Origin of the sequence: Yoonia sp. GPGPB17, from assembly GCF_037892195.1 — a bacterium.
Classification (GTDB): domain Bacteria; phylum Pseudomonadota; class Alphaproteobacteria; order Rhodobacterales; family Rhodobacteraceae; genus Yoonia.
The window spans coordinates 1,108,059-1,123,083 of record NZ_JATACI010000002.1; the positions used below are offsets into that span (position 1 = coordinate 1,108,059).

Sequence of the window (15,025 nt, forward strand, 5' to 3'; positions counted from 1 at the left end):
GCGCTAGGCCTCCAGCGCCTTCCCAAATCGCGGCATCCGCGCCTTCTTCATCAACGCGCGCATCGTCCAACGCACCTCTGACAGTCGGTTCGCCTCTTGCAGAATGCCCTGAGCGACAGTTCTCACCTGCTCGGGCGCGCCATTCAGCAACAACAGCGCAAACCCATCCGGGTCCCACCGCAACAAAGCTTCATCGCCAAGGATGTTCTTTGGAAAATCCTTGGCATTCATCGTCAGAATGCCGTCGCATGAGCCAACCACAGCCGCCGCCAGCACATGGACATCCGCCGGATCCGGCAACCAAAACTGCCGCTCTTGCGCTGCGTCATATGTTACCACGGCGTGCGGAAAAGCGGCCGCCAGCGCCGCAATCTCACCGCGTGCCCAAACCTCTTGATCCGGTCCTAGCTTGGCCGCCGCCCGCGCCCATTCTTCCAGAATGCGGGCAGACCAGCGCGCTTCAAACAGGCCCGCTTTGGCGCAACCCAAGATAACTTCGCGCATTACAGTTGGGTACAGCACGCAAGCGTCGATCATCACCCTCATAGGCGGAAGGTCAGCGCCTTGAGATACCCACTCTCTGCCAGATGCGGCAACAGTGGATGGTCCGGTCCGGCAAAGCCTGTATGGATGATCTGACCGCGCCGTCCCCCCCGCCCGATCCCGCGGGCAGACGCATTGCGGAACTTCGTCAGATCAGCGGCATGCGAACAGGAACATAAGGTCAGATATCCCCCGTCAGCCACCAATGGTGCAGCAAGCCGTGCGATGCGTTCATAGGCGCGCAGACCTGCATCCAAGGCAGGCTTGGAGGGCGCAAAAGCCGGTGGATCACAGATCACAACGTCAAAAGTTTCCCCTTCCTCAGCCAATGCTGCCAGCCCATCAAAGGCATCACCCTTACGGGTCGTGAACCTGTCAGAAACACTCATCTCAGCAGCCCCTTGCGCGGCCAGTTCCAGTGCGGGCGCAGAGCCATCAACCGCCAACACAGATGAGGCGTCTGCGGCCAATGCTGCCAGACCAAATCCACCCACATGGCTAAACACATCCAACACCCGCGCACCCTTTGACAGGCCAGCGACAAATGCATGGTTGGGGCGCTGATCAAAGAACAGCCCGGTTTTCTGACCACCCATAACATCCGCCATATAGGTGGCCCCATTCATCGGCACAGGTACGGGACCGGCAGGCGCAGCGCCGACAAGCACATCCGTCTTTTCCTCCAGCCCTTCCAAGGTGCGCGCACGACCCGTCCCGTTCATGATCACGGTCGTCACACCGGTGACGTCCTGCAAAGCAGCAACCAGATCACTGATCAGCACATCCGCCCAGGCCGCATTCGGCTGCACCACGGCCAGATCACCAAAACGATCAATAATGACGCCGGGCAAGCCATCGGCCTCGGCATGCACCAAACGGTAGAACGGTTCTGGATATAGCCGCACCCGATGCGCCAGCGCACGGGTCAGCCGCGCGGCGAACCATGCCTGATCAATCACGACCTCTGGGTCCTGATCCAGCATCCGGCAGATGATCTTGGAGGCCGGGTTGACCGTCACCACGCCCATGGGCACACGGTTGGCATCCTCCAGCCGCGCAATCGTGCCGGGTGTCAGGTTGCGGGTGCGCCGGTCGGTGACCAACTCATTTGCATAAACCCATGGAAACCCATGACGAATGGCGCGGGCTTCGGCCTTTGGGATCAGGCGGACAACGGGCATGGTGGGGGCTGTGTGATTTGTCATGCCCGCCTCCTACCCGCTCTTGCTGCGGCTGGAAAGATGTGTGTGGTGAAAACCTATATCAGTTGCGCGCGCAGCAGGCTTGTCAGAAAGTCGGTCACGCGCACCTTCTCGGTTTGACCTGACTGCTCAAGACGTACAGCCCGTTCACCACCGGGTGCATCAAGGTTGCCGACAACACGGCGCGTGGGTTCAATCACCTCTCCTGTTTCAGCGCTCCGCACGGTCATATCAAAAATGACATTATAGACCCCGCCCACGGTGTAGCGGGTGCGGTTCGTCACCCCATGAAACCGCACAAGGGTCACATCGACCGCAATCGGAAAGCCATCCTCCAGCACAAGACGATTACGTGATGCAGCATCCTGAAACATGGCTTCGATTTGCGGAATGCGCGGCCCGATAGGGTCACCACGCCAGACAATATCTGCATTTGGATAATAGGACGCGCTTTCTGACGCGACCAAACCTGCCTGCGCGGAAAAATTGAACCCGCGCAAGGCGTAAGAACGTTCCATTTGTGGGCGTGGAGCACTTTGCATGCCAATCCCGGCGCCACAACCCGTCAGACCGAACATGGAAAGCGATGCGATGAATGTTCTACGATACATGTATACTAAACTCTTTGATGACGCTGCTGTCCTAGCACAGCGATTTTGACAGTGTAAAACCTTCAATTGTGTTCAAAGATCGCCATCCCTGCGGCAATGTCACTCTCTTTCACCCTCTTGTTAGCGCTAACACGATATGTTACGAGACGGCGAAAGCGAAACAGCCGAGGACGCCATGCCGCTGCACCCCAAAATTGCCGAAGTCACCGACCGTATTCGCGCCCGTTCCGAAGGGCCACGTCAAACCTATATGGACACAATGGCCCGGGCCGCTGCCGAAGGCCCACGCCGGTCGCACCTGACCTGTGGAAATCAGGCGCATGCTTATGCGGCAATGGCTGACGACAAAGATAAGCTGACCGACGGACGCACCCCCAACATCGGGATCATCACTGCCTACAACGACATGCTGTCCGCCCATCAACCGTTCGAGACCTATCCTGATCTGATCCGCGCGGCGGCCCGCGCCGCTGGCGGTACGGCGCAGGTTGCAGGCGGGGTCCCTGCGATGTGCGATGGTGTGACTCAGGGCCAGACAGGTATGGAACTGTCGCTCTTCTCACGCGACGTCATTGCTTTGGCCGCGGGAGTCGGCCTGTCGCACAACGTCTTCGATTCCGCTGTCTATCTGGGTGTCTGTGACAAGATCGTGCCCGGCCTTGTGATGGCGGCTGCAACCTTTGGCTACATCCCCGGTCTCTTCATGCCTGCCGGTCCCATGGTCTCTGGAATGCCCAATGACGAAAAGGCCCGCGTCCGTCAGGAATTCGCCAAAGGCAAGGTAGGCCGTGAAGAGCTGATGAAGGCCGAAATGGCCTCTTACCATGGGCCCGGCACCTGCACATTCTATGGCACGGCGAATTCCAACCAGATGTTGATGGAGTTCATGGGGTTGCATCTGCCTGGTGCCTCTTTCGTGAACCCCGGCACACCATTACGCGACGCGCTGACGACTGCGGGCACCGAACGCGCACTCGAAATCACGGCACTCGGCAATGATTATACACCCGTTTGCGATATCCTTGACGAAAGGGCTTTTGTGAACGGTATCGTCGGCCTGATGGCCACCGGTGGGTCCACAAACCTCGTCATTCACCTGCCAGCAATGGCGAAAGCCGCGGGGGTCATCCTTGATCTGGAAGACTTCAGTGATCTGTCCGAAGTGACCCCACTGATGGCCAAGGTCTATCCAAATGGTCTGGCTGATGTGAACCATTTCCACGCCGCTGGCGGTCTGGGGTACATGATTGGTGAGTTGCTGAATGCCGGTCTGCTGCACGATGATACAATGACTGTCGCAGGTCAGGGGCTGGAACGCTACTCTCAAGAACCCAAGCTCGTTGATGGGCGTATCAGCTATGCCCCCGGCGCTGGCACATCGCTGAACGAAAAGATCCTGCGCCCTGCTACAGATCCGTTCCAACCCCAAGGCGGGCTGGTGCAACTGTCCGGCAACCTCGGACGTGGTGTGATCAAGACCTCCGCCGTTGCGCCAGAACGACATATTGTTGAGGCACCTGCCCGCGTCTTTCACACACAGGATGCCGTAAAAGAGGCCTTCAAGGCGGGCGAATTCACTGAGGACACGATCATCGTCGTGCGCTTTCAGGGCCCAAAATCAAACGGCATGCCAGAGTTGCATGGGTTGACCCCAACACTGGCTGTCCTGCAGGACCGCGGCCTCAAAGTCGCACTTGTCACTGACGGGCGCATGTCCGGCGCCTCAGGCAAGGTTCCATCGGCCATTCACGTCTGCCCCGAAGCCGCTGACCACGGGCCCATCGCATTGGTGCGTGATGGCGATGTTATCCGACTGGACGCAACAACCGGCACAATCGACGTCAAAGACGTTGATCTGTCAAAGCGGGTACCTGCGACCGCAGACCTTACAGGCAACGGCACCGGCGTTGGACGCGAGCTGTTTGAAGTGTTCCGCCAGAATGTCGGCCTTGCTGCAAATGGCGCAGGTGTCGTTGTCTGACGCTGTATTGCTCTTCCTCCTATCAAACGTCCGTCCTCGCGCACTGTATTTAAGGATCATAAGATGACCCCCCAAGACGCCTCCATCGCCGCTGCCAAAGTATTTGCTCTGGCCCCTGTTGTTCCTGTGCTGGTCGTCGATGACGCAAGCATTGCTGCGGCTTTGGCCGAAGCCCTCGTCGCAGGTGGCCTGCCCGCCTTGGAAGTGACATTGCGCACGCCCGCGGCCCTCGATGCGATCCGTGAAATGGCAACCGTGCCCGGTGGTGTGGTTGGCGCGGGCACCTTGCTGACACCGCAGGATGTGGAAAATGCCAAAAGAGGCTGGCGCAACCTTTGGCGTCTCACCCGGTGCGACCGACATTCTACTGGATGCCTGCGAAGCCAACGATCTGCCACTGCTGCCTGGCACCGCAACCGCATCCGAGGCGATGCGTCTGCTCGAACGGGGCTACACCGTGCAAAAGTTCTTTCCCGCCGAAGCAAATGGTGGAGTCCCCGCTCTGAAGGCGATCGGGGCGCCAATCCCGCAGGTCAAATTCTGCCCAACCGGCGGCGTCAATCTAAAAAATGCGCCGGACTATCTTAGCCTTAGCAACACGCTCTGCGTGGGCGGATCGTGGGTTGCACCCAAAGACAAAGTGGCAGCTGGCGACTGGAATGGGATCACCGCATTGGCAGCCCAAGCCGCAAAACTTGGCTCAGTTTAAGGCGCGATCTTAGAATATTTCACCTGCTATTAGGATTTTGCCTCTAACCGTTTGCAAGACAACGGATGGAGTTTGGAATGCTGGAATCATGGTCAATCTCAAGACGGATCGGGAGTGGGTTTACCATTCTCACTCTGATGCTTGTTGGTTTAGCGCTTTTTTCGCATCGATCCGTCGGGGCGCTGGGGAACGGATACTCCGACTATCGCGCCACAGCTTTGCAAGGGGTATATGTACGAGAAGCAATGGAGGACCTGTTTGAAGCGAAGATTGCCACTTTGTCTTACGTCGAGAAACCGGTTTCCGATGTGCGTGACGCAGTCATCGGAAACCTTGATGAGGTGATCAACAACCCGGGTTTGACCAAGGAATTTGATCCTGCGTCTGACCATGGCGTCGAACTCAACAGACTGATCGAACTGACGGCCCTGTATAGGGATCGTTTTCTCTCACTGGCCGGTCAACTGGTCGATGAGCGCACGCTGCAGGCAGACCTTGATCTGCAATCGGCGATGATGATTGATAGCGCCAGTAGCGTCTTCTCTACTGCTGTTCAGAATGGCAATCCGCCGGTTGTCACCGCCGCAGGCCGGGTTTTGCAGGCCACAATGAGAACTACACTGCAAAGCAAGCAATATAAGTTGTCATCAATATCCGCCGATCTAGACACCTTCGTTGCAGAAGACGCCACATTGGAACGCGCCATCAGGCAATTGCGGGCTATCGCGCCGTCGGGACCTGTCGGCGCACAGCTCGCGGAACTGACCAATGCACGAGACGGGTTTGCAGATAAGATGATGCAATTCTCACAAGCGAAAGAGGCGTCACTACAACTGCAAAACACTGTTATCGGCCAGATCGGCCCCGAAGTCGACGCAAGCTTTGATCGTATAGCGGATGAACTGCGCATGCGACAGGATCAGTTGGGGCCACGTGGTGCTACCATCGTGGCCCAGCTACAGACGATCATTCCGACGGTTGGCGTAGCCGCGGTGATTGTGGCCATCTTAGCTTCGCTATTCATTGGCCGTTGGATTACCGGAACGGTATCACGCCTCGTCGATACAACAGAGCGGTTAGCAGCTTACGAAGACGACATCGAAGTGACCGGTACCGAGCATAAACACGATCTGAGCCGCATGGCACGTGCCCTTTTGGTCTTCCGTGACGCACAAATTGAACGCAAAGAGGCCTCGGCCGAGCGTGAAAAGCTGCGCGAACAACAAGACAATGTCGTCGGCACCATGAAATCCGAATTGGCGCAATTGGCCGCAGGCGATCTGACAGCCCAGATTGAAGGCCCATTTGCCGATGAATACGAGGATTTAAGGCATAACTTCAATGAAGCGGTCAGTGCGCTGCAATCTGCAATCTCACGGGTGTCAGAAACGGCCCAGGGCATTGGCTCAACCACAATCGAAAGTAACAGTGCGACCAATGATCTGTCGCACCGCACCGAAAACCAGGCCGCAACACTGGAAGAGACGGCGGCAGCCCTTGATCAACTGACAGCCAGTGTCAAATCCGCTGCAGACCATGCAAAGTCGGTCGACAGCTCTGTCGCGAGGGCACGTGCGGAGGCAAAAAGAACGGCGAAATTGTTGCAAGTGCCGTCAGTGCGATGGGCGAGATCGAAGAATCATCCAAGCAGATCACCCAGGTCATCGGCGTCATCGACGACATCGCGTTTCAAACCAATTTACTGGCATTGAATGCAGGTGTTGAGGCTGCCCGCGCTGGCGAGTCCGGCAAAGGTTTTGCCGTGGTGGCATCCGAAGTGCGCGCTTTGGCGCAACGTTCGGCAGATGCCGCCAAAGAGATATCGGGCTTGATCGAGAACAGTTCGCGCCATGTCTCGCAAGGCACACAACTGGTTGGCAATGCGGGCGAAGCACTTTCGGAGATTATCACGCAGGTGAACGATATCTCATCTATGACATCGCAAATCGCCACAAGCGCGGAAGAACAAGCTATCGGCCTGTCCGAGATTAATATGGGCGTCAACCAGCTGGATCAGGCAACACAGCAAAATGCCGCGATGGTTCAGGAATCGATCAGCCGAGGAGAAGTGCTTGCTTCGGCAACGGACAGGCTAAGCACGCTGATCCACCATTTCAAAGTATCGCGCGACGCGGCCAAACCAGCACCCGTTACAGAAGCGCCCGACGCATTGAGCGCAGCGATCGCCAAAACCCACATCGACCGGCCATCTGCACCGCCGCCTTTGCAGAAAGCAGCTGCATCTTCCGGATCTGCGCAACCTAATTGGGAAGATTTCTGACTGCAGATGTCGTGCAAACTGGCGCGGCCGGACTGACTGAATGAGATGAAGAGCGTCCTTTGCTATTGCCGCCCACTGCGCCCACCCCGACGGCGCGGCGGCGTGGCGTCCGGCAAGGCAGCGCGCAAAGTGTCCAGCATGGGGTGATTGGCTGGTGCCAGCGGCGCGTAATGCGCAATCAAATGTCGGACATCTTGGCGTACATCACGACCGGGTGGGACCCCCAACGCCCAATCAAGAAAGATGCTGCGGCACTCAGGCGGCGCAATCCCTTCGATGGCGAAGGCATCTTTAATCAATCCTTTCGGGTCATACAGCTCGCCTTCGGTCATGATCCCTCCAAATAACGCGTGATAATTGACGCCGTTTGACCCTGCGCCTCTTGCAGGCGCGCCAACACCGCCGCCATATCCTGAGATCCGGTTTCCCGCAAAATCAAACGCCGCGCCCCCTCTGACAGACGATCATATGCCACATCCGCCCCGGCCAGAAAGCGCAAGGCAGCTTGCAATTGCCAAAAAAGATCAAAAGCACCACGCAACGCAGCCTCGTCTGCGGCACCAAGCCACCCATCCACGACACCGGCCTGCAACTGTCCATGTGTATCGATTGCACCATTGCCCGTTTTCAACGCAACGGTTTGGGCAAAAAGCTCGATATCCTGCATGCGGCCCGGGCCGACTTTTGCATCCCACCCCGCAGCTTGCGCTTTCTGCGTGGCAATACGCGACCGCATATCCCGGACATCGGCCAAGATATTAGGGCAGTCCGCCTTTGACACCAACAGTGACCTGCGAAAGCGCTCGATCTCGGCGCATAGGTCAGGGTCGCCCGCAATTGCACGCGCGCGGGTCAGGGCAAGATGTTCCCAAGTCCAGGCTTCATTCTTCTGATAGTCCTCAAATGCGGTCAGTGATGTCGCCACCGGCCCTTGCCGCCCCGATGGACGCAAGCGCATATCGACTTCATAAAGCCGCCCCTCGGCCATCTGCGCACTGAGCGCGGTGATCAGGGCCTGCGTGAGGCGCGCAAAATAGGTGCGTGTGGCAAGCGGCCTGCGCCCATCCGAGGTCTCTTGACCCTGCGCATCGTAAATCATGATGAGATCCAGATCAGAGGTGGCGGTCAAGCGCCCTGCCCCGAGCGATCCCATGGCGATGACTGCCCCACCCCGACCCGGCGCTGGCCCGTGTTTGCGCGCAAACTCTTGCGTGACCGCGGGCCAGACTGCCGCAACCACTGCTTCGGCCAGATCGGCGTATTGTGCGCCGCATTGCGCGGCATCAATCAGATCCCGCAAAAAATGCACACCAATGCGGAAATGCCATTCCTTCGCCCAGCGGCGTGCGGTCAGAAGCTGCGTTTCATAGTCGTCAGCCGCAACCAACAGCCCTTTGAGCTCTGCGGCCAGCGCCACCGTACCCGGCCATTCAGAAAAAAACGCCCCGCCAATCACGGCATCCAGCACACCAGAGTTGCGCGATAGATGCTGTGCCAGCGCGGGCGCTGTCGCGCAGATGTCGACAATCAGTTGGGTCAACTGCGGGTTCGCCTCAAAAAGCGAGAACAACTGCACGCCAGCGGGCAACCCTGCCAAAAAGCCATCAAATTGGGCCAGAGCCTCATTCGGTTTGGCGGCCCTTTGCAGGCGTGTCATAATTTCGGGCGTGATCCGCGCAAATATCTCGGTCGCGCGGGCCGTGCGCAATGCAGGGTAGCTGTGCCAGCGCGACACGACATCATGCCCCCAATCCGGCACCTGAACGTTGTCATCAGGTGCACCGGGCGCAAAAAACCCTTCGGTCAACTCGTGCACATCCTCCAATCGGTCGCGCAGGGTGTCGCGCAACGCGGCCACGCTCACCCCCATGAAAGCGGCCAATCGCACGAACCCGGCGTCATCTGTGGGTAACGTTTGCGTTTGCGCGTCATTGATCATTTGCAGGCGATGTTCGACCTCGCGATGAAACCGGTAGTGATCATAAAGACGCGTGGCGGCCTGGTCGGGAAACCACCCCGCCGCTGCGAGGGCCTCCAGTCCCCCGCGTGTACTGCTCGCCCGCAGAGAAGGGTCACGTCCACCTGCGATTAACTGCCGGGTCTGGGTGAAGAATTCAATTTCACGGATGCCGCCGCGGCCCAGCTTCATATTGTGCCCCTCCAGCACAAGCGGCCCATGCAGCCCCTTATGATCTCGGATTTTCAAGCGCATGTCGTGGGCGTCCTGAATGGCAGCAAAATCCAGATGCTTGCGCCAGACGAAGGGGCGCAGTGTTTCAAGGAACCGTGCGCTAAGCGGTTCTGTCACCCCCGCAAACACGTGCTTTGATAAAGGCCGCGCGTTCCCAGGTGCGCCCGACGCTTTCATAGTACCGCTCTGCCGTTTCCATCGACAGGCAAACCGGTGTCACCGACGCATCCGGGCGCAGGCGCAAATCGGTACGGAACACATAGCCCCCACCCCGCACGTCCGACAGTATCGCCGTCATCTTGCGGGTCACCCGGATGAAGGCGCTGCGCACCTCATGATAGTCATCGGGGTCAAAACGGGTTTCATCAAAGAGGCAGATCAGGTCGATGTCGGACGAATAATTCAACTCGCCCGCCCCCATCTTGCCCATGGCAAGCACGACCATACCGCCCGCATCCGCCGGGTCGTCACCGGCGGGCAGTTTGCCGCGCGCCACCTCGGCGGCAACCAGTTGGGTGACCGTGGCCTGTACTGCCGCATCGGCGAAGTCTGTCAGAACCTGCGTGACCGTTTCCAGCGCCCAGACACCACCCAGATCGGCCAATCCTGCCAGCAGCGCCACCCGACGCTTGGCTTGGCGCAGCTCTGCGGGCAGATCACTCAACCCGACGACACGCGTATCAGCAAGCAACGCCGCGATCGCCGACTCTGGGTCCTCAAGTGCAGGGATAATCCACGCGGTCTCGCGTTGCAGCAGATCAGACAGATAGGGGCTGCACCCTGCTGCACCTTCAATCAATGTCGCCGTTTTGGCATCAATGGATGGAAATAACGACCGTGCATCAGCCCCCCGTTCGGCGTCATAAGGGTGCGGCGTGCGGATGATACGGGATGCAAACGACATAGGGGCACACTGCGGCGCACATCCGCGCTGGTCAATGCAGATCGCATGACTAGACTGGCCAAAAATAGACAGGATGAACATGAGCAAAAGTCTTAAACGCGTGATGGCGGCGCTTGCTGATGCTGGCCTTGATATCACCCCGCTGGAACTGGGCCCCGAAACACGGACTGCACAGCAGGCAGCGGATGCGGCAAGTTGCGCGTTGGACCAGATTGCCAAGTCGGTGATCCTTGCAGGCCAGACCTGCGGCAAGGCGATCTTGTTTGTGACTGCGGGCGGCAATCAAGTCGATCCCGACAAAGCAAGTGCTGTGGCCGGTGAAACATTGGGCAAGGCAGATGCCGCCCTGATCCGAGCGCAGACCGGTTTTGCCATTGGCGGTGTCGCCCCCATTGGGCATCTGAACCCGATAGACGCGTTTTTCGATCCCAGACTGACAGATTTTCCCAAGATTTACGCCGCCGCAGGCACGCCAAAGCATATTTTTCCGATTGATCCGGCAAAATTGCAAAAGATTTCGAACGCCCAACTTACTGATTTTACGACATAATATGAGTAAATGTAAAAAACATTTACATTGAGGGTTGAATGAACCCTTCCCACCTCCGATATCTGTCATGTGAAAAGCATTCACATCAACCGCAAATAGACAGCTAAGGAGCCCCACCATGAACACCGCCACATCCCAGTCCCCAATGGCTATGGGCCGCGTCACGGGAGTTTTCGCCCGTGCCGAAGCTTGGCTCGATGAGCGTGGCACAGGCGCTTGGATCGCCGCCATGGTTCTCGGCTTTATCTTCGTCTGGCCCATCGGCCTTGCCATTCTCGCCTATATGATCTGGAGCAAACGCATGTCCAATTCTTCCTGCAAATCCATGACCCGCAGCCGCGCCCGCCACATGGGCAAGTCATCCGGGAACAGCGCATTTGACGCCTATAAGGCCGAAACCCTGCGTCGGTTGGAAGAAGAGCAAGACAACTTTGAAGCCTTCCTCGAGCGTCTGCGCGAAGCCAAAGACAAGGCCGAGTTCGACCAGTTCATGGACGATCGCGCCAAGAAGATGACCGACGTCGACGACGAAAACACCGGTCCTGCGCCTGCATAAGCGCTGACCGAACCACAGGTGGCCCGCAGTCCCGGCGGGCCACCGCTATTCCTATTCATTTCTTTCAAAGAGACCAAAGATGACAATGACCGCAGACTACATCCAAGCCGATGGCATTGACCCCCGCCTTTACGACGGCGTGATCATCAAGCGAGGCATTGCCTGGGTCTTTGACGTCGTCATGATCGCGATGCTTTGCGCACTTGTTCTGCCCTTTACGGCCTTTACGGGTATCTTCTTCTTTCCTGCACTGATGCTTTTTGTTGGCTTCATCTATCGTTGGTTCACCTTGGCAGGTGGATCGTCGACATGGGGTATGCGCCTGATGGGTATCCGATTTCGTGATCTCTATGGCGCGCCGCTCAGCTCTGGTTTGGCCTTTGCACACACGCTTGGCTATACAGTCAGCATCACGGTGGCGCCGCTTCAACTGATCTCGATCATCATGATGCTGCTGACCCGGCGCGGTCAGGGTCTGACGGACCTCGTGCTTGGTACAGAGGCGATCAATTCCACCCGTTAAGCATGCGACATACGAAGGGCTTGGCGTTAGGTAAACAGATTGTTAAGCTTTCGCGAAGCCAACCGGAAATTGCATGCGCCACACGCTCCCCATTGCTCCGCAGTTCTATGTGACTGCTCCACAGCCCTGCCCTTATCTTGAGGGCAGGATGGAGCGTAAGCTGTTCACCGCTTTGCAGGGCGATATGGCGACCAAATTGAACGACAGCCTGTCCAAGCAAGGCTTCCGCCGGTCGCAAAACGTCCTCTATCGTCCCTCTTGCGCCGAATGTTCGGCCTGCATGTCCGCCCGTATTGATGTGTCTAAATTTGCGCCCAGCCGCAGCCAGCGTCGTGTTGCCAAACGTGCGGCACACCTGCACCGCCGGGCAACCTCACCCTGGGCCACAGAAGAGCAATATGCCTTGTTCCGCGAATACCTTGATGGCCGCCACGCCACAGGCGGGATGGCTGATATGGATATGTTTGAATTCGCCGCAATGGTCGAAGAGACACCGATCCGCTCGCGCCTGATCGAATACACCGACAATAAAGACCTGACCGCTGTCTGTCTGACTGATATCCTCGATGATGGGTTGTCGATGGTCTATTCCTTCTTTGACCCGGCCAATGACAAGCTTTCGCTTGGCACCTATGTCATCCTAGATCACATCGCCATCGCGCGGGAACTGGGTCTACCTTACGTGTATCTGGGCTATTGGGTCCCCGGCAGCCCTAAGATGGACTATAAGGCCAAGTTCAAAGGGCTCGAGGTGTACCGTGATGGGACCTGGACCCAAGTAACAGACCCCACAGCCTACAGTGCCGATGTACATCCGCTATCGACCGACCCGATTGCCGAGCAGGTGGCGCGGATCGACTTGCCAGACGGGCGCAGCTAGGCTTGCGGAGCAGCACGAACCGCCCCGCATACAAATCTTTAGAACGAGAAATTCATATTTAAGTGGCTGACACAGCCCGCTCGCCACCATCTGCAAAACCGAACTCAAAATCGCCCACAACCTGCAAGCTGTCTGTTTCAGAAAGCAGAGCCTGCGCGCCAAAGAAGCCGCCCAAACCCGTATCGCTGTCCGTTTCGGCAAAGCTCTGGCTGTCCTCACCCAGCGAGATTGTCGCGTCCTCGGCATCTGTTGCGCGCCCATCAATGCCGAACCGAAACGCTGTTTCGAACGCGCCGATTGTTGAGAACGTCTCGAGCTGCGCGCGCGCATGCAGATTCTGTGCTGTTCGGCTGTCGACATCCAGATTGGCGTTTGTGGTGCCTGTCTCAGAGTACCCATCATAGGACGCGAAGGTATAATTGGCGCTGAACGACGGTGTGAACCGCGCCCCACCAAGATCAAACCCGGCCCCTCTGGCTTGCAGACCGGCGGTCACGAAGCGACCGTCGATCGTTGCATTCGCTGTCTCAAAGCCAGCAAGGTTGTCGGCAACGATCCGGTCACCGTCGTGGCTCTCGAACCCGGCCAGCAAGCTGGACGTCAGGTCGATACCACCAAGAGATGTGCCAATGTAGGCCCCGCCAAAGATGCTCTGTGTCTTGATGTCGACAGAGTCGTCATCCGTTTCCGTCTTACCCGCTGAGACACCGCCAACAAAGCCCACGCGATTGCTCCCCATATCCGTCTCATAACCGGCCATGGCACCCGCCAGGCTGGTCCGGTAGGCCAAGGTCAGCCCGTCATCACCACGCGCGCGCGATGGGCCAAGTACGCTGGCCCAGGCGCCATCCGTGCCGACCCGCTGCCCCACGGTGCGCTGCGCCGTGTTTGCCAAAAGCCCGGTCGCATCGTTCATCACAGAAAACCCCGTTGTATCGACCGTGGTGATCACGTCATCCACAACAAACAGGGGGCGGTCATTGCCGGTGATATTCAGTTCTTCAACGTTCTCAAGCGTGAGGACAGCTGATACCCCAGACCCTGCATTGTCGTAGTTTACGACATCATAGGAACCACCCAGATCAAAACCACCAATAATCAAGGACCCCGCGCCAAGATTCACAGTTTGCATCCCGGATCCGCCCCGCACGGCCTGGCTGTCTTCACCCGTCACGTGGATAAGACCCATATTGGTCAGTGTCGATCCGCTACCGAGAAGAACCACCCCATCGGAGTCCACGCCGCGGGTCATGATTTTCCCGCTGTTGATGTTCGTTGTATTGCGACCTTGTGAGAAAATCCCGGACGATGAATCGCCGGTCGTCACGATGTTTCCCAAATTCGTGTTCGCGGTGCTGGAGCCAAAAGACAGTATGCCGTCGGCGTCAAAACCACTTGTCCGCACGTCACCGCTGTTGGTGTTTGTGGAGGCAAAGCCAGTGGACAAAAGGCCATCAGACAGGTCACCTTGGGTCACGATGCTTCCGCTGTTGATGTTTTGCGAGACCCGTCCGCGCGAAAAAATGCCACCGGATTGACCACCCAAAGTGCTAATCGAACCGGTGTTGGTGTTCACAGCATTCGCTTCAAAGGTCAAAATACCGTCTGCATCAAACCCATCTGTGCTGATCCGACCGTTGTTCGTATTTGTTGCATCCGCCCGATTAGAAACAATGCCGTCACCCTGCTCTCCCAGAGTTGTGATCGTACCGTTGTTGATGCTCGCCGCACCCACACCGCCTGAAAAAATACCGCCCGCGTCAAACCCCGTCGTATTGATCGTACCGTCGTTTATGACGGTTGCTTCTTCAGCGCTGATCACCACACCGTCGTCGTCTGCAACATCAATTGCGCCGCCAGTTTCGATAGTGAGGCTGTCCCCATCTTCATCCAATGCCACACTCTCAATGACGATCTGACCGTCTTGAATAACGACCGCCTCTTGACCGAAAGCGGGCTGATAGCTGGCCAGCCCCACAGCAAGAGCAATGAGGCAGACAGCTTGCATCTGTCGAAGAGAATTGGAGTTTTTCATACTGTCATCCCGCAAATTTTTACAAACCGGCGGTTCAGATTTGACTGCCGCCGCATTGT

General features: G+C 57.6%; 12 protein-coding genes and 2 pseudogenes. 8 read left to right on the forward strand and 6 right to left on the reverse strand.

Annotated elements, in window-relative coordinates; translation table 11 throughout:
* Positions 1-3: 3 nt before the first annotated feature.
* Genes QTO30_RS06035 through QTO30_RS06045 form a run of 3 tightly spaced genes read right to left on the reverse strand, consistent with a single transcriptional unit; the run spans position 4 to position 2,356 of the window.
* Positions 4-546, reverse strand: a complete 543-nt coding sequence (locus QTO30_RS06035; protein ID WP_340423188.1) for an RSP_2648 family PIN domain-containing protein — start codon at positions 544-546, stop codon at positions 4-6.
* Complete coding sequence (locus tag QTO30_RS06040; RefSeq protein WP_340423190.1) at positions 543-1,748, reverse strand: RSP_2647 family RNA methyltransferase; 1,206 nt, start codon at positions 1,746-1,748, stop codon at positions 543-545. Before QTO30_RS06040 ends, QTO30_RS06035 begins: the two co-directional genes overlap by 4 nt.
* 53 nt (positions 1,749-1,801) lie before the next feature.
* Positions 1,802-2,356, reverse strand: a complete 555-nt coding sequence (locus tag QTO30_RS06045; protein WP_340423191.1) for a DUF6778 family protein — start codon at positions 2,354-2,356, stop codon at positions 1,802-1,804.
* Positions 2,357-2,531: 175 nt separating this feature from the next.
* On the opposite strand from QTO30_RS06045, the gene edd reads away from it, so the two are divergent.
* The 4 genes and pseudogenes from edd (at position 2,532) to QTO30_RS06065 (ending at position 7,327) form a co-directional block, all read left to right on the forward strand.
* The gene (edd, locus tag QTO30_RS06050; RefSeq protein WP_340425881.1) at positions 2,532-4,337 is read left to right on the forward strand and encodes a phosphogluconate dehydratase; all 1,806 of its coding nucleotides are present in this window, start codon (positions 2,532-2,534) and stop codon (positions 4,335-4,337) included.
* Positions 4,338-4,400: 63 nt separating this feature from the next.
* A pseudogene (gene eda, locus QTO30_RS06055) lies at positions 4,401-5,046 on the forward strand (bifunctional 4-hydroxy-2-oxoglutarate aldolase/2-dehydro-3-deoxy-phosphogluconate aldolase).
* Positions 5,047-5,123: 77 nt separating this feature from the next.
* The gene (locus QTO30_RS06060; protein WP_340423192.1) at positions 5,124-6,758 is read left to right on the forward strand and encodes a methyl-accepting chemotaxis protein; all 1,635 of its coding nucleotides are present in this window, start codon (positions 5,124-5,126) and stop codon (positions 6,756-6,758) included.
* Positions 6,668-7,327: a methyl-accepting chemotaxis protein gene (locus tag QTO30_RS06065; protein ID WP_340423194.1), complete on the forward strand. Its 660-nt coding sequence runs from the start codon at positions 6,668-6,670 to the stop codon at positions 7,325-7,327. Before QTO30_RS06060 ends, QTO30_RS06065 begins: the two co-directional genes overlap by 91 nt.
* 62 nt (positions 7,328-7,389) lie before the next feature.
* Here QTO30_RS06065 and QTO30_RS06070 read toward each other — a convergent pair whose 3' ends face one another.
* Both QTO30_RS06070 and QTO30_RS06075 read right to left on the reverse strand, forming a co-directional pair.
* Positions 7,390-7,659, reverse strand: a complete 270-nt coding sequence (locus QTO30_RS06070; RefSeq protein WP_340423196.1) for a hypothetical protein — start codon at positions 7,657-7,659, stop codon at positions 7,390-7,392.
* Positions 7,656-10,422, reverse strand: a pseudogene (locus QTO30_RS06075) (glutamine-synthetase adenylyltransferase). The gene QTO30_RS06070 and the pseudogene QTO30_RS06075 overlap by 4 nt, the downstream one beginning before the upstream one ends.
* A gap of 79 nt (positions 10,423-10,501) precedes the next feature.
* Here QTO30_RS06075 and QTO30_RS06080 point away from each other — a divergent pair.
* The 4 genes from QTO30_RS06080 (at position 10,502) to QTO30_RS06095 (ending at position 12,931) form a co-directional block, all read left to right on the forward strand.
* On the forward strand, positions 10,502-10,972 hold the full coding sequence (locus QTO30_RS06080; RefSeq protein WP_340423198.1) for a YbaK/EbsC family protein: 471 nt from the start codon (positions 10,502-10,504) through the stop codon (positions 10,970-10,972).
* Positions 10,973-11,090: 118 nt separating this feature from the next.
* Positions 11,091-11,528, forward strand: coding sequence for a DUF2852 domain-containing protein (locus tag QTO30_RS06085; RefSeq protein WP_340423200.1), 438 nt, complete (start codon positions 11,091-11,093; stop codon positions 11,526-11,528).
* A gap of 79 nt (positions 11,529-11,607) precedes the next feature.
* The gene (locus QTO30_RS06090; protein ID WP_445327135.1) at positions 11,608-12,051 is read left to right on the forward strand and encodes an RDD family protein; all 444 of its coding nucleotides are present in this window, start codon (positions 11,608-11,610) and stop codon (positions 12,049-12,051) included.
* 73 nt (positions 12,052-12,124) lie between these two features.
* A complete protein-coding gene (locus QTO30_RS06095; protein ID WP_340423201.1) occupies positions 12,125-12,931 on the forward strand; it encodes an arginyltransferase in 807 nt (268 codons plus the stop codon).
* Positions 12,932-12,989: 58 nt separating this feature from the next.
* Here the strand turns inward: QTO30_RS06095 and QTO30_RS06100 are convergent, their stop codons facing one another.
* A complete protein-coding gene (locus QTO30_RS06100) occupies positions 12,990-14,966 on the reverse strand; it encodes an autotransporter outer membrane beta-barrel domain-containing protein (RefSeq protein ID WP_340423203.1) in 1,977 nt (658 codons plus the stop codon).
* Positions 14,967-15,025: the final 59 nt, after the last annotated feature.